Below are 18,317 nucleotides of genomic sequence, written 5' to 3'. Positions count from 1 at the left end.
TGATGAGGCGGTCAAAGTGCCGACCTCGAAGAGAACCATGAGCCTGACCTGCGATGCCCGCTCCGACCAGCTTGACAACCGCGATTAGAGAACGCAGTGGGACACGATCTGCGCATTTGTCCGACGATGGTCTCGTGTCGAAGAAATTTCATCGAATAATCGTTTTGACACAATGGAAGCGGAGGAGCGGTTATTGATTGTGACCAAGTCATGGAAGCCACGCTGACCTAAATCAGCCCTAAGTCATCAGCAATCTCCATGTTATTTTCCGCTTAAGATCTGCAACTGCGCTTTCAGCTCACCAGATCGATAAACAATCCGATGAAGATCCCAACCGTGAAAAGACCCGATCCAACGAACAGGCATCGGGTCGAAGACTGCCGGCTTATGGCGGGCGAGCCTTGGCGATGCTCCCCATGGCCGTGATAGATGGCGTCTTCCGGATCCTGAGAATGTGCCGCACAATCCGGAGGCATTTCGCTCGATGCGATATCGGCGGTGACTGTCAGCTTGTGGGCGGTCGTCTCATCGACCTTCACTACGAATTGTGCCTGGTTTTCTGCCTTGAGTCTCGCAAAGACGATCTGCGCTGCTTCCACCTCATTTTCCCCTTCCAAGAGCGAAGTGTGGGTGACCAGGTAATAAGGCATACAGAAATCTCTCAGGCTATTGCTGACCATGGTACGGCAGATCGTTCAGATGGATTCTTGAGAATCAGACGGCTTCAAGGTCCAAACAGATATCGGTCGGCTCCCGAAAGCAAAGCTAATTGCTTGGTTTGCGCTGCGCTTTCAGGTTTGCCAGCGACTGTTGCGCGCATTTACCGGAGTGTAGCTTGGCAGCCTTCGGTCAAGGTCATGAGACTTGTAACGCCGCGAAACCAAGAGCCACGGCTATGTAAGCCGGCGCGTTCCTAGCCGACACTCAAGTCTCGTCAGCAGAATCCCGCCTCGGGACACAACGCCATTCTGGCTGGCGGCTACATTCGGCTTACCTTGCTAGCCTTCCTTTTCTGATGAGGAGATCTTCCCAGAAATCAGAGGAGATCCTTCACACTTGCGCACTAAGGGCAGCAGGCGAGATAGTCACAAAAGAAACCGAGGGTCGCAAGAATGAATGGAGCGACATTTTTCCTGGTCGTAAACTTCGTGGTTGCCATGTCCTTTGCTGCGGTCTTTTTGGTTGTTGCCAGACGCAGTCAGTCGCGTAAGGCCGCGACATGGCTCGGCTACGGCTTTGCCGTCGCGTCACTTTCGGCCATCTGTGAGCTGCTGGTCGCCTATGTGGGACCGTCAAAGATCTGGGCTCTGGGAGCCTTTGCGACAGTACTCTTTGGCATGGTCATGCTGAGCCTTGGCATTGCCGACATGTACAGTCGGCGGATCGACCTTCGCATCAGCGCCATTTTTATCACTGGCGCTCTTGTGAATGCTTATCTCATCTATGATCTGCCCCGCGGCACCCCGTGGCAGGCATTCCTGTATCAGACACCGTTCGCCGTCGTTGTCCTCGTGGCCGCCGTGATCGTGATCAAGGCGCATCGCCAGACCAGGATCGACCGCTTTCTCGGCCTCCTGCTGGCTATAACCGGTCTTCATTTCTTCGCAAAGGCCGGGCTTGCCGTCACCTTCGGTTCCGGCGCACAGGCAAGCGACTATATCCGAACGAGCTACGCTCTGATTTCCCAGAGCCTGACCGCGGTACTCATGGTTGCGGTCGGCCTCACCCTCCTCGCTAAGCTCGTTTTGGAGATCATGCATGTGCACAAAACGGAATCCGAGATCGATCTGCTCTCCGGTCTTTTGAACAGGCGTGGATTTCACCGACGCGTCGGCGTCTTGCTGGAGCAGGATCGGAAAGCTGCCCATGCAATCATCCTGTGTGATCTCGACCATTTCAAGCGCATCAATGATGGATTTGGCCATGATGCCGGTGACAAGGTCATCGAGGCCTTCAGTGCGCATCTGCGCTTGAACTCCCCCGCAGACGGCGCAATCGGTCGCCTGGGTGGTGAGGAGTTTGCCATTTTCCTTCCCAGGATGACAACCGACAGGGCGGTTCACCTTGCCCAGCGTCTACAATTTGGGACCGTGTCTTTGCCCGCCTTGCCCACCGGCATCACAGTGACGGCAAGTTTCGGCGTAGCCGAAGTGTCGAACATGCAGGGTTTGGCCGAGGCCTGTCGGCAAGCGGATCAGGCACTCTACCGAGCCAAGTCCCGGGGTCGAAACAGGGTTGAGCTTGCCGATGGGGACGAGCCCAAATCGGCATTCGCTGGCCGGTAGGGCTCTGGCCATCTGGCCGTTTCACTGGCTGAAGAGCTTCCCAATCGTCACCGCGAGGTGGTCTTGCATGTAAGGCTTGGCGAGCCAAATTGCGTCCATTTCCACCACAGGCCGAAGATCAGCGTAGCCCGACGCAAGCACAATTGGCATCCCCAGTAGACGTGAATGGACCGCTCTCGCCAATTCAGCCGCCGTCATAAGCGAGAGAGCCGATTACGCAGGAGACTTCAGCCTCCCGCAATCCGCTGCGAATTTTCCCGCCATCCGCCACTGCATCCCGCGCATTCACACTGAGCTTCAACAAGGCGAGTTCCAGCTGGTTGGCATTGGAATCCCTTCAAACCGGTAGAAACATGCATACAGCCGCCTTTTCAACCATGGCGGAGGTGATCGCGCAGTCGACCCAACACATGTCAGAAGGCGATCTTCGTACCATCGCAGTCCATCTGAAGGACCAAGAAAACGAAAGCTTCGACAGCCAGAACGGGCCGAGCGAGACGGTTATGGCTGCAGGCAAGGCGATCTGCTTTGACGATTGCAGGCCTGTCACGCCCTCTGACGGCAGCGGCGTCCCTCGTTTCTTTGCGCCACCTGCCGGCTCCGGCAAGGTCAATCAAGCCGACCCCACAACGACCATCCGGGTCATCTTGGAAGGCACCCGATCCGTCCCGACCAGGAGCCGCCCCCTCGCCTTTGTCCATGCCAGCCTTTGACTGCAAACTGACTGATGAACAAATCGCGCAGTCGCCAGTTATGTTCGTTCGAGCTTTGAAAACAAGGCGACCATCGTCACGCTCAAGATGTCGACGACCTTCGTGAAGCACTGAAGGAATGAATTCCCAAAAACAGGAGGAACAAGTCATGTTACGTCCAATCGCCACGACCGCAGTTGCCATCCTCGCACTGAGCGGCACCACGTTCGCGCAGGATGCAGCAACCGCGACCGCAAATTTCGTCAATGCTGAGGGTCAGGGCAACGGCACTGCCGAATTGACCGGCATGGCAGCGGGCGGCGTCCTGATCAAGCTGGAAGTTACAGGCCTTCCTGCCGGTGAGTGGGTCGCGTTCCATGTGCATGAAACGGGGAGTTGCGACCATGCCACAAATCATGAGTCTGCAGGTGGCCATTTCAACCCAGGCTCGAAGGAGCACGGCTACGACGCAGCCAACGGACCGCATGCAGGCGATATGCCAAACCAGTATGTCGGTGCAGACGGGGCATTGCGGGCAGAGGTCTATAATCACATGGTGACGCTGGACGACGGTGATCAGGGTATCAAGGGTCGCGCCCTGATGGTACATGCCAAAGGTGATGACTACGAAAGCCAACCCTCAGGAGACGCCGGCGACCGACTGGCCTGCGCTGTCATCGAATAGCCGATAACGCGGCGGCTGCGCGGACCTGCTGAGACTTGGGGCGCAGCCGATATGAGAAGAGGATTGCAAGGCTCCTGGGCCCGTGTCTTGTGCAGCTCAAGACAAACGGATGCACTCGATCATAATCGGCGTCACAGCCCGGCAGGAACAGCAATGTGAAACGTTGCAAGGCAGCTGGCATGCCTACTGAAGCCGATCCTGAAGTCCAAGGATAATGGTCTAGAGCTTCCGGCTGGGCGCGTCGCCGCCTATCTTTTGGTGGGCGAAGCTTGGAGATGGCACTGCCCCGGATCTCCGTGCCGGCCGCAGCCGTCAAAGCCCCCTTTATCGATCGGTTCACAACGTGCATCTCATTCAGTCGGGGTTCGAGTTTGCCAGCGGCTCAGGGGCCATTTGCGGTTTCTTGCCTTTAAATCGCGCATTGGCAGCTTCGTTCGCCTCCGTTACCTCTTCGGCTTGCCGTGTGGGCATATTCGAGCCCTGACTTGCCTGCGCCCAGTGCTCTTCGTGCTTGCCCGACGGGCGCCCCTCTTCTTCCCAGATTTTGTAAGCACGTTCGCGTTGTCCCTGCTCGCTATCCATTGTCACTCCTCCGTGTCATTCCTGAAAAAACCAGTCATTCTTCGTTTCGTTCCCCACAAACGACTAGATCACGGGCCTATTAGCAGCGGTCTGGTGATTGTCATTCTCGACCGAGGATGAGCGACTGCGCGCGGCCACCGGATCCGTGACGATGTCAGCTGGGAGGCGTCCGACGTGAACTACAGGCCACTGAAACCAAAGTACCAGACAAGCAAGGGTACAAAAGCCAGGAAAGGCATCGACAGCGTGATCAGCACACCGTCTCGCGTCAGAAGGCCAATGGCAGTGCAGGCGATCACAGCAGAAGCGATGGAGCCGGAGGCAGGTATAACCTCCATGAAGGGCATGAACGGCGTTAGAAGGAGGATCAGGAAGAGCGGCAGGTAAATGCCGGGACGCTTGGTCATCGGTTTCAACCTTGGCTTCAAAAACCGTTCCATGTATCGGGCTGGCGTTCTTAGCCAAGCAATGCCCCGGCAAAGCTTTTGTCTCGAGAGGCGACGGCTCAAGACGACATCCGGCAACCACAACGAATGCCGTCCTGCAATCATCTGAACGACAAGCAGGAATTCGATGAGAGCGACCAGAGACGTGACGCCTGGAATGGCACTGGCCGGTGACGTGGAAATCAAGGCAAAGATCAGCATCAAGGCGGCAAACGACTGTGGACCTATTTCATCAACGAGATCGCCGATTGCCACATCATCTCCGGATACTGAATGCTCCAGATGATCGAGAAGCTCTGTGAGAGCTCGCATAGCCATGAGCGTCCTCCGTTTCTTGGGACATTCCGCAAAGGATCATTCTTCCGTCACAGGCATCGACCGGCTGCATTAAGCGCTGTGTCGGCTCGAGTCCGACGCCGAATAACGGACACAGGCCAAGGTAGAAGGGTTAGAAGGCAAAGCGCTGGAGAAACCGCTGCCGACCTCTCGTCACCACCACAAACACCGCGGCCTCGTCATTTGCCCAGGCGACACCGGTCCGGCTATCGTCGGGGATCTGGAAGGAAGCGACCAAGCTGCCGTCTCGACCGTCCCAGATGCCGACCCTTGGGCTCGATCTGTCGGAGCGTTTAAGCATGGCGACATAGCGCGAGCTCGGTGAGACGGTCAGCCAGTTGTCCATGGGCGTGTAAGTGCTCTCAAGCACGGCAATCTCAGTTCCAGCCAGATCCTTCAGCACAAGGCGCCGCTCGCCATCCGCGGTCACCACCTTTTGCCCGTTGTCGATAAACTGCGAATGATAGTTGAACCTGGCATCCGGCGCGGCTTCGCCGGGAAAGGTCCTCGGATAGACATCGCGGCCCAGGTCGAGCGTTTCGATTAGCCTGCCACTCGTAATGTCGATCACGGCATGGGAGCCATCACTTTCAAGGCAATTCGAGCTTGTCGAACAGCCGATGGCAGCGCGCTTGCCATCGGCGGAAAGAACCACGCTGGTAAAGCCGTTTCGGATAGGCAGGGGATAGCGCCCTTCCTCCCGTCCTGTCAGAACATTTAGCCGGATCAGACCTGGTTGATAGCCATCGGCTGTCCTCACCTGTCCGAACAGACTTGCCATTCCATCGAGCTCAGTCGGTGCCATAGTCGTATGGGTCAGGGGCACGAAATCGACCAATTCCAAGCGATGGGTGCAGCCGGACAAACCCAACAGGCGATCAAGCGGCCGGCACGTGCCAATCGACCACCAGAGTGTCCCGCCAAGTCCAGCCAATATAACGAGGCCGACGAAAGCTGGGATCAGAAATCTCCTCATCGCGATGCCTCCACGCTGTAGCTTCGCAGTTCCGTCCCAGCTCTGGGCACGGCGCCCGCAGCCGTTGCCACAAAGACAGCTTCGCCATCACTTTGCCAGGCGAGCGCCGGCGACAGATCGGTATCGATCTCGTGCCGAACCGAGACTTCGCCTGTCTCGACATTCCAAACCTGAAGGATCGCGCGGGGCAGGCCCTCTCCGGCAAAGCGACGCGACAGAGTGGCGAGGCGAGCACCATCCGGCGAAAGGGCCGACTGCAGCCGGGCGAACGGAATGTAGCCGTCCGGAAGATCGAGCATCCGAGGGGCGCCGGCGAGTTCAATCCGGTCTGTTGCACTGATGGTGGCATTCACGGGAGCAGTAGGCGGTCGAGTGCCACCCAAGGGGGCACCATCGCCAACGGCGAAGGCCAGATTGCCGGCGAGTACCGCCTGCCCATCCTCGGCGAAAGCAAGATCGAAAGCCCGACCTTCCGAATTTGGTCTGGCGCGGTCTGTTGGGACACTGGCATGCCAGACGATGGAGCCGTCACGGTTTAGCAAGGCGAGCTGTGAGGGTTCTTCGGCGCCGCGTCGCTCAGAGGACGAGAGAAGATCGCAGACATAAATGGTGTTGCAGGTCACTGCGATCGTGTTGCCGTCGGGAGAAAGCTGCATCTGATCGATCCGGCCGAACGCGTTAAAGGACACCCGCTCCACCTCGCGGCCTTTAGCCCAGTCAATCCGCACGACTTGCGTCGTGATCTGATAATTCCTGGATCCCTGCATATCCTCATATCTGTTGCCGAGCACGACGAGATGACCGTCGCGATCACGCGCCAACGTGCTGCCGAGCGTCGAAACACCGGAGACTTTAAGACTGGCCGTACAGCCGCTCGACCCGAAGACCGTGTCCAGGAATCTGCATTCCCGGCTACCCAAATAGGTCAAGGCTGCAAGTCCTGCCAAGGCTACCAGACTGGTCAAGAGGACCATCATTCGCCGTTTCATTGTCTGCTCCGTGCTCGTCGCCGGGATGTGTTTCCACCATGGGACGGCTGTCAAGGCTCGGACCTTGGGACAGATTGGGGCAGCGATGATTGAAGCTTGAGAAACGCGCAGTCGAAACTGTCCCGCTGATAAGCGCTCGGGACCCTGATATTCGGGAAGAGGAACATCAGTCGCAGCCTTTGAGCCATCGCTGCCACTGGCGTCTAGAGTTGCCGAGCGCACGTATGTAGGGTCCGCATTACCACACCTGCCCTATTGGTCTTTCGCATCGTTTGCGCGCAGCCACGTCAACCGTTCTTGCGAGAGACGAAGCCAGCAGTCGGCGAGGGCAACCGAGGTAAAGCTGCCGTCACCGGCCAGAGCTGCCTCATACTCACAGGTGGATTTGCGAAACCGTGTCCAATCCGCTTGTGCCGCGTCCAGTGCCGTCTGCTTCTCCTCATCAAGGTCAGAAATGACCTGCTTTACGGCAAGCTCAATCTCCGCTTCCACTTCATCGTTGGCGGTCAGGGTGCAGGCCAGCATGTCAGCCGTCACACCCCCGCTGCTTTCCATACAAGCCTCATATTCGGAGCCGTCTGCGCTTCTGGCGTCTGGTGCATAGGCCATCAGCGACAAAGAAACCAGGAAGAGCATCGGGCCATGACGGGACGTCATGTGGGCAATGAAACCATGATCGTGCATGTGGTCCTCGCATTTTTCCAGACTCATTGGAAAGACGACTGCAATCACGTCGTTCTTGGTCACCATTTGAAGCATTCGGCGACGATCGCAGATCACAAGAAGGATTGCTCACCAGGGGATCGCTTCAACGGCCGAATTCGCCCAGCCGTCGCTCCACATCCGTCCTGTCCTGCGCATCAGAGACAAGTTTGGAGCGATCAGGATCCCGTGCATACTTTCCATCCACCGGATGATAAATGCGCCAGAACCGAGCTTCACCTACGCCGAAATGGATGGCGACCAAGTCTGTCTCAAACATGGCGAAAGCCTGAAGTATCTCGAACTGCTCGCCTGGCATCAAACCCTGAACGTCGATCGCTTGTTCGCCTGAGAGGTCCGGCAGGAAGATTTCGAGACCAGTGGCGTCGAGACGGGTACCAACAACTACCCCGTCTCCCTCAAAGCGGGTGACAGTCTGAGGCCCGGCGTCGATTGGCGTCTGCCCACCACTCGGCAAGGATTGCGCTCCCAGTCGTCTGCTTGTTCCGGCAGGCGCTTGATCGGCTGGAATGTCAGGGCCTCGCGACAATTCGGTGGATCGAGGCTCTGGACGAGGAGGAGCGTCGGCTACATCAGGACTTGTCTCCGTCCCAAGTCTGGGCATCATCGTATAGGTGGAGATCATCAACAGGCCGGCAACCATGGCAAAGCTTGCGGGCAGCAACCAAATCGCCGATCGCCTGATCCAGACCGAAGGTGAACTCGTTTTGCGCCGCTGATAAGGGCGACGGTTGGCAAACTTTTCCCGGCTTTGGGATATTGTGGCTTGCATCACGACGGGATCCGGTTCCGGATCGACGAAATACTGCAGGAGTTCGAAGGGATCGCGATCCTGGCTCATAGCCGGCCCTTCAGCGACTTGCGCGCATTGTGAATATGCCAGGAAACGGTCACTTCCTTGCACCCCATGATCTCAGCGGCTTCTGCTTGCGAAAGTTGCTCCCCAAAGACCAGGAGGACGGCATCGCGCTGCTTTTCAGGCAATTGGCGCACAACGCGCCAGATATCGTTGACACGCAACTGGTCTTCCTGATCCGGGGCGAGGTCTTCGCTGACCATGGACGATACGGCCTCAATCTGCTCGATCTGCCTCCTGTTCTTGCGCTGGAGGTCGCGCACGGCGTTGAGCGTTACACGATAGAGCCAGCTGGTGAATTTTGAGCGTCCATCGAAGCTTGCAATCGCGTCGGCCAATCGCATGCAGACGGACTGCGTTACGTCTTCAGCATCGCTCTTGTGACCCAACCAACGAAATGCCGTCTTGTAGATGAAGCGATAATGCTCCGAAATCAGCCGTTCAAAAGCTCTGGTGTCACCCGCCTTGACCTGCGCAATCAAATTGTCGGTGGCATCGGCCGGTTCGGAAACGTCTAGGTCAACAAATCGCACTTTGTTAAATACTCCCGACTTACCCCCAACAATAACGCCAAAGTTGCAAAACAGTTCCAGCTGCAATAAATTTCTCATGCGAGCAGTCGGCAAGCGCCATGCTTTACGAAGCGGAAAACAGGGCGTGACAGCATCATCATGTTGCGCGCGTTCATGAGTTTCCCCGCGGCCCCGCCCAGCCGTGTGGGATGAAGTTCTGACCGACCTGATCTGTGATCTGCGAGGAATTACATGCCCGCCATGCGAGAAGGCGTGCGGAAGTGCCGAGGGGGTGCCAGGAGGTAGGAGCCGACTGGAAACGCCTCGTTTCATCGGCGCGAAAAGGTCGTACAAGCCGCAAACATCCTTGTATAGGAGTGGCTGATCCCCGGTTGCGAACCAGCCGGGATCGCAATTGTTGTTCAATGCAGATTGGACGCGTTTGGGTAAGCACATCTTGGTGCCTTCACGGAAATATCCCGCGGATATTCGATCTGGGACCATGACGGCAATGGACAATGCCTTGAGACCAACACCCATGCCCAGATCGCAGGGCCTGATAGTACAGACACCAAGTCCGCGGATCGGTGGCGCCGCGAGGCAACACCAAAATCGATCATCTTCCTGCAAGGCCTGACTGTCCGCTCGCGCGCGCGTCCGGAAGGACCGTGCTTAAGGATCTTCTCATCTCGATCCATCGCTTCGCCGGCCAACTCGGTCGGGGCGGCCGCACATTAAGATTGACGAAAGGTCTCTTTCGCTTGCTTGGGGCGGCCTCTACCTGCTCCAATGAATGAAAACTCTCCGGTTTGACGCATTTTTTTCCGACTGCACCCAATCTCGGGCGCCAATTGGTCGTCTCATCACCGAACAACCTCTCGGAAACCTGCGGGCGTAAAGCGCGCTGCCCCCTGACCAAGTCTCATTTCAAGCCAAATGAAAGTGTTCGATGTCTCGTTTTTCCAAACCCCTCATTGCCCTTGTCCTCGCGATCCTTCCCTTCTTCGTCCTGGTGGGGACAACAAGTACGGTTACCGTTAACGGTGAAGTCGTTTCGGATAACAGATTCAACTTCGGAGGGCTGATCATGGCCTTGATCGGGCTTTCCATCGTCTTCGGGGTCTTGCGCCCCTCAGCCCCGAAAGATGCCGCGGCCAAGGGAATGGCCGCCGTGGCAGGTCTGCTGTGCCTCGTGCAGGTTGCCAATTCCATCGATCTCATCCGAATAGAGCCGTTGGATTGGCTCATGCCGGATCGTCATCTGCCCGAACTTCAATATTCGGAACTCGCAGAAAACGACTACATCTACCTTTCGAACAAAAGTCCGGACTTTTATCGCCGAACCTTGACATGGGAGAAGGGCAAAATAGTCAGTCGGGCAAAGCAACATCGCCTCTATGCCGATCTTTGCCATGGCGGACGCTATCGAGCCGACCTCGCGCGCGCCGAGCGCTTGCCGGAGTACCTCAATCCAACTGAACGGGCAGAAATCGAACGTGCGACGTCGATAGCGACTGAGAATGCACCGCCTGAGTGTTCAATCGCCACGTCAAACCGGCTGATGGGAAAGACCGTGGATGAACTCAACCGTCAGATGGATCTCTTCGATAGGCTGGAGGCCGAATATCTTGATCAGGTCGGATAAGGATACTTCAAGCCTGTACCGTCACGCAGAGACCCGCCATTTGGCCCGGCGTTCATCAGCCCGGCCGATGGCGGTTGGCCCCCGAGAAATAGCAAACGGGAGCAAGGCCGGGGGACTTTTGTCAAACCTTGCTGCAGCCGCACACTCGGATCAAATCGAGAAAGAGTGCGCGCGGACCAAACTTGACCGCCTCGCGACCGTCATACCTCTGACTGATTTGTTTAAAAGGATGTCCAATGCGCTCCATTTATCTCGCTACGGCACTTCTGCTTACTGCCAGCCCAGCTGCCCTCGCCGCAGGCACTGGCACTGGCACTGGCACGCTGGGTGATGCCTTGAGCAAGTTTCCGCAATCCGTGCTCACGAGCACAGAGCCAATGCAGGCTTACTTCGTTGATATGACACTTGTTCAGAAACTGGGTGGCGAAGCTGTGGAGGAGCAAGGCTTTGCGCGGACGCGTGTGGACTTTGCTATGATTGAGGCGCTCAAACCACTGATGATGGGCGGGGTGGAAACCTGGAAGCAGAATTCCGGCATCGATCTTGCTCAGGTCCGCTATTTCGCAGGCATGGGCGTGCCGCCCCAGATGGTCAGCGTTTGGGGACTGGACAGCGAGGCGACCGCAACAAGTCTGCTCAGCAGTTTGTCAGAGGGCGAATTCGAGCCTGCCGGCGCCGATGGCGTGATCGGAAACGGCGAACCGATGAAGGTCAATATCCAGGCACGCGAGATCGGCAATCCCTGGCGCGATGAAATGGGGCGGGCAACATTCGTAAGCCAGTCAGGCGATGCGCTTGTGCAATCGAGCACTCCCGACGCTGTAGCCGGTTTCCTTGAGAGTGATGAAACAGTCCGTGACCATCCGGTCGTGGCCGCCTTGCTTGGCTCTCTCGATGCGGTCAGCGACACCGGAGGCGTAGTTCAAGCCATACTGATTTCGCCGACTTTTGGCCTGCAGAATGCCGATCCGAGCTCTATCACGCTTTCGGGTAGCGTCGATATGGACGAATTACGCAGCCAAATGGCAGCGGCTCTCGAACAGGCTGGCAGAGGCGTGCCACCCTATTTCGGCGGGATCATTGCTGACCTGCAGAAGGATCAGCCCGAGTTGGCCATGGCTCTCGCCTATCCCGATTGCAGCATGGCAGAAACCGCCGCCCAGATTGTTGAACAACGCTGGACGGATACTATGGCCGAGAGTGGCCCAGCCACGGTCAAAACCTCAACCTTTGAAGGTGCTGGTGGCCTGTGCGCTGCAGCCATAACTGTCGCTGCGGAAAGTGATCCAACGCATGCCACCAATCCGCATGCCAAAGCCGTCTTCGCCAAGATCATGCGCCGCCAGTTCGACGTACTTCAGATCGGAACGGCACAAGAATAACCCTTTCCCCCAAGCGTTGTCGCGCATACCAAACCATGAGGCTCACCCATGACCCGCCTGTATCTCCTTGCTGTTGCGAGTACCATCGCTGCCATGGCGACCACGCCCGTTTGGTCCCAATCCGACATGCTTGGTGTTCCAGGTCCCGTGTCCTTCATGGGCCAGGACTATAACCTCGTCTGGACATCGAAGGCCTCCGAAGACTATGTCAAACAGGCCTACATACCGGCAGAGCAAAAGGTGGAAACCTTTACTGACATGATTCTCGTCGAGGCGATGACCGGCAACTTGACCCCGATGCAGGCGGCGGCTGCGCAGATCAAGTCGATCGAAGGGCGCAAGCCAGATGACCCTGTCGTCAACTACGAAGTCATAGAAAACAAGGCTCGCGGAGAGGTCATGCTGGACTTCGTTGTCAGCGACCTCAAGGCCGACCCGATCGTCGTCGAGTGGAACGCTTATCGCTATGTACCGCTGCCCAAGGGCGACGGCGTTGCTTTGATTGCCGTCAGTCGCCGAGGCTATGGCGAGGAAGGTGCCCGTGCATTTCTCGGAGGGCTTGGCACGATGCGCAGCCAGATCCTCAAGGAATTCGCGACCTATTCAACTCCGCTTGTCAGCATCGCGCCGTGAACGGAATACCGCGGTTGGGATTATCTTCCCAGGCAAAGACACCGGCTCATCACCTGGCCTTATAGAATGTTCTCCAAAACGCGCCACGGAGTGCCGGACCCTTGCAAGACCTCATTGTAGACTTCAGTGACGACCAGTAAAGCGGGGTTGCTCCGGGGGCATCCGATAACGCTGCACACGGTCGATGGCGTCGTCAAAGATCCGAAGCACAGACACACATCCGCTCGCAGGGACTGATATCAAGACTCTGAGATGCCGACGCATCGCGCCTCGAAATCGCGCATCCTATGCTTTGCGTGCCCCTTGGTGCCCGAGTTCGACATTGATTTCGCTGACACTGCCCCTAACCTTGATGGCAATCAACGATCAGCCCTCTTGGTCAGGTAGCGCTCCAGCAGGTTTGAGAGTGGTGCATGCAGCAGGTCCCCATTCAGCCGTGGCGGTGGCGTGTAGCTGAAGTTGAAGTCGTAGTGCCCGCTGCGCTCGATTGTCAGATCCAGCACCGTCCAAGGGTCCACTGCCCCCGGCGCCATGGCATCACGCAGGACGAGCAACCTTTGCTTGGTCGATTGGCTGAGGCGAAAACCGAGGTTCTCCAACTCGCCACCTGGCTTTTTGGCCAAAACTCTAGCCTGCGTGCTGGAACGCCCTCCTTCTTCCGGTGAGACTTCGTGGTTGACAGCGATATAAACCCACTCCCGATCGTCCCAGTCGCCATCCTGAAGATCGACGATATCACCTGCCACCGATTTCACGGCGTTTTTCTGGAGTTCGACGATGTCACCTGCCACCGACCTCACGGCGTTTTTCTTCGGTTCTACGCTGTCTGCGCTGGGATTCCGGTCCCCGCCCAGAAGTCTCTTGAAGCGTTCAAACATGGGCTGTTCTCCTTCCTAACCTGCAGATGAGACGCGGGGCTTACGTCAAAGCTTGGTAGCAGGGGTGCGAATAGGACCAAGGTCTTTAGGTTTGAATCCGTCACATGGAGGTTAGAAGGAGCCTCGACATGACGATCCTCGGACTTCCGACTGCTTTTGTCTTCGTCCTAGTCACAGTCAATCTCGCAGTGGCTGAGGGCGTGAAAGAGAAGAGCACCCGCCTTGGCATAGGGGGCACCGGTGTGTTCTGCTATCAGCTGCCATGCCCATGGCGCGGGGTGATAGATCTTACCGATCCGTTGGCGGATCGACTGCGGCCTCTTTGGAGTGGTGAACGCATCCCTGACCTCGTTGCGACCCCAGCAGACAAAGAGCGGATCCTCACCGCCTGGGAAGCTTTGGAGTGTCTGAAGATCGAAGGGGCGATCATAACAGCAGCAACCAGGACCGAACCACCTGTTCTGCGCGTGGACCGAATCCTGGGTGCTTGCACATGAGGGCCTCGGTCATTGCAACGATCCTCCTGACATTGCTGTCCGGCGCGGCATTTGCCGACGACGTCGAGGATCTGCAGGTTCATATCGGCAAAGCGGTCGGCGCTTTCGAAGCAGCAGCGCATTATCAGGCGCAATGCGATGTTCGTGATCCCGAGGGTGCATCCGCACGTCGCGACCTCTTGGCCGACTGGCGATACAGAAACGATTTCACCGACTATCTGCGGCTTCTGTCCGGTTTGAAGAGCCGAATTGAAGAGCTTGCCCCTCAGATAGAGGCGCACGGCACACAGCTTGCTGAAACGATCTCAGCTGATCTCGATAAACTGCCTGAGCAATGCGGAAACTTTTCAACGCTCCTGGAAAAGGACCAGTTCGACGTCAAATCCAGTGTCCGACAACTATTGTCTCTGACCCGGCGATTGCAGATCGAGGTGCCGGCCGTCCCCGAGACTGCGCCTGCGGCAAAAAATCTGGACAACATACATATTCTGCGTATAGCCGCTCTCTCCGCGCGCCTCGAAACGCGAATGACAGAGATCGGCAGCAAGGCCGGGGCAAAAGAATTGCGCGGCTTGCGAGCCGCTCGCGAAACCCATGCAGAAACTTGGCTCAAGGGTGACGGGCTACAAGTGCTTTTCGGCCGGGTAATCAAGAAGGACGAAATGCGCGAATGGCGCGGCGGATTGCAGTCGACCTTCAAGGCCGTGTGCAGATCTTTCGTCGAGGACCGGCACGAAGACCGTATGGCCACATCGCTTGGTCAGGAAATGGTCTTGGTCGGGATGCCGGTCAGCGTGACAGATGGCCCGGAAGACCGGATCGTGCGACTGAACCGTTGCAGCCTGTTCACCGTGTCGGAGGTCGGCCGCCCGTTTGTCGAAGGCAATGATACGGCCGGCCTTATGCTGCGCCCACTGGAATTCGACGAGGCCTATGCCGGGCCAAATGCGGGCATCAAGGTACGTGAGATCGACCGTGTGCTGTACGATTCAAGCTTCGACAACCGCCTTGATGGGTTTGGAAACGGCTATATCGACCGGCGTGAGGACATCTACGTTCTGCTTAAAGACGGTCGCGCCTACCGGCATCAATGGAGCTTCCCCATGACGGATCTCAATGTGGAGTTGTCAATACAGCGCGAACCTGAGCGCTGGTTCACCTGGAGTGAGCGTGACGCTCAAGTCGTTCTCACGCCCACGGACCCGGAGCGCAGAGGACAAACCGTGACGATCGAGAATCCGCAGCGCCTCATGGCCTTTGACCCTCGACCGATCGACGCCGCCTACTATTATCTTCAGGTCGGCATGGGCGGAGTTCGCCAAGATCGGCGCTTCGCCTTCTCGGCCGAGGGTACTGTTACCTATAGCCGCAGCGGCTTTGTCGCTGGCAATGTGGGTACCAGCTACATCATCAGCAGTGGGCAGAGAGACGCCGACACGCAGGCACAGTATCGTATCGAGGATTTCGCATTGATCCTTGAAAACGGAGACCAGATCGAACGGCGGTTCCTTGCCGTGCCGGAGACTGCCGACCAGACACATCCGGATACCCTCATCATCGGCGGCACGGCTTATTGGCTCGATGCAGAGCTGGACAATGGCGGATCGCCCTAGCGATGCAGAGCAAAAGAGATGCAACGTACAACGAACTGTATCCCAGTTCATCGCATTGGCCTTTTCCCTCGTTCCCGCGAGCGCAATCCGAGAGCTTGGTAGCTCCCTCCTCGATTGGCGTCTGGTCACAGAAAGCTCGTGCCGATGGACTAGTCTCGATCACCCTCCGGCTCACAGGAGTTAAATGAAATGCTGAAGTGGATCGCAGGGGTTGGTGTTATGTTTGTCGCAGCCATGGTTCTGGGCTCCCTGTTTGTCGGCGGCAGTGACGCTGACCCGCGAGAATTCTTCACCGACGCGCCCACCCTGGCCCTTGCCAACGCCATGCTGGAGGGGGACACCAAACAGATGTCCCGGGAAGTCGCAGCTGGCGCAGATCCAAACTCCCGCGGCAAGGATGGCATGACCTTGATCGAATGGGAAATGAAGCGCGGCGGAAAACTCGTGTTTCGTGATCTCCTGCGTTTGGGGGCAGACCCCAACGCGCCGGGTTGGCACGGCGGAAACGCCATGCATACAGCCGCTCAGGACCAAAGCACCTACTATCTGGAGCGTCTGATTGAAGCTGGAGGAAAGGTTGACCTTGCAGAGAGCCGAATGAAACGCAGTCCACTCTTTGCGGCCTTGATGGCGCGTAGAGATAACAATGTCCGCCTTCTCCTCGATCATGGCGCTTCGCTCGAGTTCAAAGACCGGGAAGGCGTGACACCGCTGCAGCTTGCGGCCAGGATCAACGACTTTTATCATGTGTGGGATTTTCTGCAGCGCGGCGCAGACCCTCTGGCGACCGACACGAGCGGCAGCACGTTTCAATCCTACATTTTCTCGACTGCCCCGGACGTGCTTAATGCCGCGGCTCTTTCCGATCGCAATCGCATCATCGGTTTCTTGCAGTCACGCGGAATTCCCCTCCATCCGGCGGCGAGGCGGTATGCAAAGTCAGAGTAAGCGACCTATATCAGTCGCCGGCCTCAAGATCTCCCCGCCCGCGGGGTCCAAGCCGCGCCCCAGACTACACTTCGGAGAGCCCCGAGGCTAGGGACCAGGGATCAAGCTAAACCTGCGCAGAACGGAGAAATCGCAGGGATTACCGATACGGCCTTCGCAGATGCGGCAATCCTTGGCCCTGTCATCAGACCGGAGGTTTGAAGCGCAAGAGGACGCCATATCCCTGAACTCGATCGTAGGGTCAATGATCAAGACCTCATTCGGATGCCGCACGGCGCCGGTTACCTCGTCGTGCAGGATGCGCCAGCGCGTACGCTCGGTCATGTCGATCCGGTCTCTATCGCCATACGTGCAGTTACAAATCACATAAGTCCAGTCCTGGGATGCTTCTCGATCCGACGGGCGCAATTTGGAGCGACCGAGCCGAAGTCGAAGGGCTGTTCTGCAAAGCAAGCGCAGGGCCGTGAGTGAAGCTAACGTGGCGGACCGTCCAGGTCCCCCCTCAGGGCGTCAATCAGACGATGTGGCACGGTCAGTTCCCACCATAGGGCGTCCGCCTCGTTTGCCAGGTCTGTCATCGGCTTGATGAGGCTTGCCGAGGCGAAAACCAGACGTGGGATGGGCAGGCGCAAAGTGAACCAGCCGTGCTCGAAACGTGCTTCCAAATATATGCGCGGATAGTGCACCGCCAAGTCCAGCATTGTTCGGCGAAACGCAGGGGTCAGCAGTGTCTCAACAGAATCGCATCGATCTGACATCGTATCAAAAACGGCATCGAATGCCGGATCGATCTCCAGTCGCTGCTCCGTCTCGCCGCTCACCCGCCGCAGCAGATCGTCTATCTTGCGTGCAAAGCCAGACCGCGACCGCAATCTCAAGCTGCCGACAAACGATACTGGTACCGTGATTTCAACCTCCATGAGGTGGATGACCTCGCGCGGTGCGTTGTTGCGCCTCCTCTGCCAGATCGTGGCCTCGCTCAGCCTATAGGCTACATCGCGGTAACGCCCATGACTTTGCCAGGCCGTGTAGCGGGCACCGTGAAGGCTAAACAGCTCCGCAAGCCGTCTCTCGAGGTCAACTGCGCCCCATCCGCTTGCAAAAGAGTTTTGCCCCCATGCCTCACCAATGACAGGGGCTATGGCGGCAATGGCAAGATCGCGCCACAAATGCTGCGACAGCCGCCACAACGCCATGGCTGCGATTGCCGCTGCAACCGACCATAGAGGGACATTCTCGATTGGTGCGCGCGCCACCAAGGTGAGAAAGGCGGCAGATATCAAGTTGAGGGTGGAGGACAAAGCCTGCAGGCGACGGGGTTCCGCCGCGCGAAGCATGGCGTCGATCGCGCTGCGGTCGAGCCCGTTTTGCAGGGTTGAATGCGTCGGATCGGTCATCGTACCTGCTCTCTCATGGATCGTTTCCGAAATTTGGTCAGACAGCTGTGGACGCCGTTGCTATTGGACTGCGAGGGATCGTACAAAATGCGAAAATCATCCTGTGCCAATTCAACTGGCCGGAAACTGTGCTCTTGGCTCGGCCTGGCCTGGCTTGGCCTGGCAAGGTGGGAAGGCCTGGCAAGGTGGGGAAGGCCAGCCGAGTTGCAGAAAACAGCCCGAGAGGGACAAGCATTTCATCA

Annotated in this window: 19 protein-coding genes; 9 read left to right on the top strand and 10 right to left on the bottom strand. The window is 57.4% G+C overall.

The genetic code is table 11. The annotated features are described in order from the left end of the window. Window positions 1–293: 293 nt before the first annotated feature. Entirely contained in the window at window positions 294–680 is a 387-nt protein-coding gene (locus ACQKP1_RS23470; protein ID WP_427277254.1) for a hypothetical protein, read from the bottom strand. A 432-nt stretch (window positions 681–1,112) separates the two neighbouring features. Between ACQKP1_RS23470 and ACQKP1_RS23465 the strand changes: the two genes are divergently transcribed. The 3 genes from ACQKP1_RS23465 to ACQKP1_RS23455 all read left to right on the top strand — a co-directional run bounded on the left by ACQKP1_RS23465 (window position 1,113) and on the right by ACQKP1_RS23455 (window position 3,662). Beyond that, window positions 1,113–2,285, top strand: a complete 1,173-nt coding sequence (locus ACQKP1_RS23465; protein WP_427277253.1) for a diguanylate cyclase — start codon at window positions 1,113–1,115, stop codon at window positions 2,283–2,285. A gap of 353 nt (window positions 2,286–2,638) precedes the next feature. Next, on the top strand, window positions 2,639–2,998 hold the full coding sequence (locus ACQKP1_RS23460; RefSeq protein WP_427277252.1) for a hypothetical protein: 360 nt from the start codon (window positions 2,639–2,641) through the stop codon (window positions 2,996–2,998). Between the two features lie 148 nt (window positions 2,999–3,146). Continuing rightward, a complete protein-coding gene (locus ACQKP1_RS23455) occupies window positions 3,147–3,662 on the top strand; it encodes a superoxide dismutase family protein (protein WP_427277251.1) in 516 nt (171 codons plus the stop codon). Window positions 3,663–4,016: 354 nt separating this feature from the next. On the opposite strand, the gene ACQKP1_RS23450 is transcribed toward ACQKP1_RS23455, so the two are convergent. The 7 genes from ACQKP1_RS23450 to ACQKP1_RS23420 all read right to left on the bottom strand — a co-directional run bounded on the left by ACQKP1_RS23450 (window position 4,017) and on the right by ACQKP1_RS23420 (window position 9,103). Then, window positions 4,017–4,244, bottom strand: a complete 228-nt coding sequence (locus tag ACQKP1_RS23450) for a DUF2934 domain-containing protein (protein WP_427277250.1) — start codon at window positions 4,242–4,244, stop codon at window positions 4,017–4,019. A 179-nt stretch (window positions 4,245–4,423) separates the two neighbouring features. Further along, window positions 4,424–5,002: an exopolysaccharide biosynthesis protein gene (locus ACQKP1_RS23445; RefSeq protein ID WP_427277261.1), complete on the bottom strand. Its 579-nt coding sequence runs from the start codon at window positions 5,000–5,002 to the stop codon at window positions 4,424–4,426. A gap of 136 nt (window positions 5,003–5,138) precedes the next feature. After that, entirely contained in the window at window positions 5,139–6,002 is an 864-nt protein-coding gene (locus ACQKP1_RS23440) for a hypothetical protein (RefSeq protein ID WP_427277249.1), read from the bottom strand. Then, entirely contained in the window at window positions 5,999–6,991 is a 993-nt protein-coding gene (locus ACQKP1_RS23435; RefSeq protein ID WP_427277248.1) for a hypothetical protein, read from the bottom strand. The genes ACQKP1_RS23440 and ACQKP1_RS23435 overlap by 4 nt, the downstream gene beginning before the upstream one ends. A 252-nt stretch (window positions 6,992–7,243) precedes the next feature. After that, a complete protein-coding gene (locus ACQKP1_RS23430; RefSeq protein WP_427277247.1) occupies window positions 7,244–7,741 on the bottom strand; it encodes a lysozyme inhibitor LprI family protein in 498 nt (165 codons plus the stop codon). Between the two features lie 58 nt (window positions 7,742–7,799). Next, on the bottom strand, window positions 7,800–8,555 hold the full coding sequence (locus ACQKP1_RS23425; protein ID WP_427277246.1) for a hypothetical protein: 756 nt from the start codon (window positions 8,553–8,555) through the stop codon (window positions 7,800–7,802). After that, entirely contained in the window at window positions 8,552–9,103 is a 552-nt protein-coding gene (locus ACQKP1_RS23420) for an RNA polymerase sigma factor (protein WP_427277260.1), read from the bottom strand. The genes ACQKP1_RS23425 and ACQKP1_RS23420 overlap by 4 nt, the downstream gene beginning before the upstream one ends. A 928-nt stretch (window positions 9,104–10,031) precedes the next feature. Between ACQKP1_RS23420 and ACQKP1_RS23415 the strand changes: the two genes are divergently transcribed. The 3 genes from ACQKP1_RS23415 (at window position 10,032) to ACQKP1_RS23405 (ending at window position 12,742) form a co-directional block, all read left to right on the top strand. Continuing rightward, on the top strand, window positions 10,032–10,727 hold the full coding sequence (locus tag ACQKP1_RS23415; protein WP_427277245.1) for a hypothetical protein: 696 nt from the start codon (window positions 10,032–10,034) through the stop codon (window positions 10,725–10,727). 236 nt (window positions 10,728–10,963) lie between these two features. Continuing rightward, entirely contained in the window at window positions 10,964–12,109 is a 1,146-nt protein-coding gene (locus ACQKP1_RS23410) for a hypothetical protein (RefSeq protein ID WP_427277244.1), read from the top strand. A gap of 48 nt (window positions 12,110–12,157) precedes the next feature. Beyond that, window positions 12,158–12,742, top strand: a complete 585-nt coding sequence (locus ACQKP1_RS23405; RefSeq protein ID WP_427277243.1) for a hypothetical protein — start codon at window positions 12,158–12,160, stop codon at window positions 12,740–12,742. Window positions 12,743–13,101: 359 nt separating this feature from the next. Here the strand turns inward: ACQKP1_RS23405 and ACQKP1_RS23400 are convergent, their stop codons facing one another. Then, complete coding sequence (locus ACQKP1_RS23400) at window positions 13,102–13,620, bottom strand: hypothetical protein (RefSeq protein ID WP_427277242.1); 519 nt, start codon at window positions 13,618–13,620, stop codon at window positions 13,102–13,104. A gap of 128 nt (window positions 13,621–13,748) precedes the next feature. On the opposite strand from ACQKP1_RS23400, the gene ACQKP1_RS23395 reads away from it, so the two are divergent. The 3 genes from ACQKP1_RS23395 (at window position 13,749) to ACQKP1_RS23385 (ending at window position 16,678) form a co-directional block, all read left to right on the top strand. Next, window positions 13,749–14,117 carry a hypothetical protein gene (locus tag ACQKP1_RS23395; RefSeq protein WP_427277241.1) on the top strand — a complete coding sequence of 123 codons (369 nt, stop codon included), beginning with the start codon at window positions 13,749–13,751 and terminating at the stop codon, window positions 14,115–14,117. Between the two features lie 32 nt (window positions 14,118–14,149). Next, window positions 14,150–15,730 (top strand): hypothetical protein, encoded by a 1,581-nt coding sequence (locus ACQKP1_RS23390; RefSeq protein WP_427277240.1) that lies wholly within the window; start codon window positions 14,150–14,152, stop codon window positions 15,728–15,730. A gap of 189 nt (window positions 15,731–15,919) precedes the next feature. Next, the gene (locus tag ACQKP1_RS23385) at window positions 15,920–16,678 is read left to right on the top strand and encodes an ankyrin repeat domain-containing protein (RefSeq protein ID WP_427277239.1); all 759 of its coding nucleotides are present in this window, start codon (window positions 15,920–15,922) and stop codon (window positions 16,676–16,678) included. A 473-nt stretch (window positions 16,679–17,151) separates the two neighbouring features. Here ACQKP1_RS23385 and ACQKP1_RS23380 read toward each other — a convergent pair whose 3' ends face one another. Beyond that, a complete protein-coding gene (locus ACQKP1_RS23380; RefSeq protein WP_427277238.1) occupies window positions 17,152–18,075 on the bottom strand; it encodes a hypothetical protein in 924 nt (307 codons plus the stop codon). Between the last annotated feature and the right edge of the window lie 242 nt (window positions 18,076–18,317).

This window comes from Allorhizobium sp. NPDC080224 (assembly GCF_050281005.1).
Classification (GTDB): Bacteria; Pseudomonadota; Alphaproteobacteria; order Rhizobiales; family Rhizobiaceae; genus Allorhizobium.
Note: the sequence above shows the minus strand (reverse complement) of the source record. Positions and strands in the feature narration are given on the sequence as shown.

Coding starts and splice junctions, on each gene's coding strand:
- ACQKP1_RS23470 (WP_427277254.1), bottom strand. CDS start 680: ATGGTCAGCAATAGCCTGAGAGATTTCTGTATGCCTTATTACCTGGTC.
- ACQKP1_RS23465 (WP_427277253.1), top strand. CDS start 1,113: ATGAATGGAGCGACATTTTTCCTGGTCGTAAACTTCGTGGTTGCCATG.
- ACQKP1_RS23460 (WP_427277252.1), top strand. CDS start 2,639: ATGCATACAGCCGCCTTTTCAACCATGGCGGAGGTGATCGCGCAGTCG.
- ACQKP1_RS23455 (WP_427277251.1), top strand. CDS start 3,147: ATGTTACGTCCAATCGCCACGACCGCAGTTGCCATCCTCGCACTGAGC.
- ACQKP1_RS23450 (WP_427277250.1), bottom strand. CDS start 4,244: ATGGATAGCGAGCAGGGACAACGCGAACGTGCTTACAAAATCTGGGAA.
- ACQKP1_RS23445 (WP_427277261.1), bottom strand. CDS start 5,002: ATGCGAGCTCTCACAGAGCTTCTCGATCATCTGGAGCATTCAGTATCC.
- ACQKP1_RS23440 (WP_427277249.1), bottom strand. CDS start 6,002: ATGAGGAGATTTCTGATCCCAGCTTTCGTCGGCCTCGTTATATTGGCT.
- ACQKP1_RS23435 (WP_427277248.1), bottom strand. CDS start 6,991: ATGAAACGGCGAATGATGGTCCTCTTGACCAGTCTGGTAGCCTTGGCA.
- ACQKP1_RS23430 (WP_427277247.1), bottom strand. CDS start 7,741: ATGGTGACCAAGAACGACGTGATTGCAGTCGTCTTTCCAATGAGTCTG.
- ACQKP1_RS23425 (WP_427277246.1), bottom strand. CDS start 8,555: ATGAGCCAGGATCGCGATCCCTTCGAACTCCTGCAGTATTTCGTCGAT.
- ACQKP1_RS23415 (WP_427277245.1), top strand. CDS start 10,032: ATGTCTCGTTTTTCCAAACCCCTCATTGCCCTTGTCCTCGCGATCCTT.
- ACQKP1_RS23410 (WP_427277244.1), top strand. CDS start 10,964: ATGCGCTCCATTTATCTCGCTACGGCACTTCTGCTTACTGCCAGCCCA.
- ACQKP1_RS23405 (WP_427277243.1), top strand. CDS start 12,158: ATGACCCGCCTGTATCTCCTTGCTGTTGCGAGTACCATCGCTGCCATG.
- ACQKP1_RS23400 (WP_427277242.1), bottom strand. CDS start 13,620: ATGTTTGAACGCTTCAAGAGACTTCTGGGCGGGGACCGGAATCCCAGC.
- ACQKP1_RS23395 (WP_427277241.1), top strand. CDS start 13,749: ATGACGATCCTCGGACTTCCGACTGCTTTTGTCTTCGTCCTAGTCACA.
- ACQKP1_RS23385 (WP_427277239.1), top strand. CDS start 15,920: ATGCTGAAGTGGATCGCAGGGGTTGGTGTTATGTTTGTCGCAGCCATG.
- ACQKP1_RS23380 (WP_427277238.1), bottom strand. CDS start 18,075: ATGACCGATCCGACGCATTCAACCCTGCAAAACGGGCTCGACCGCAGC.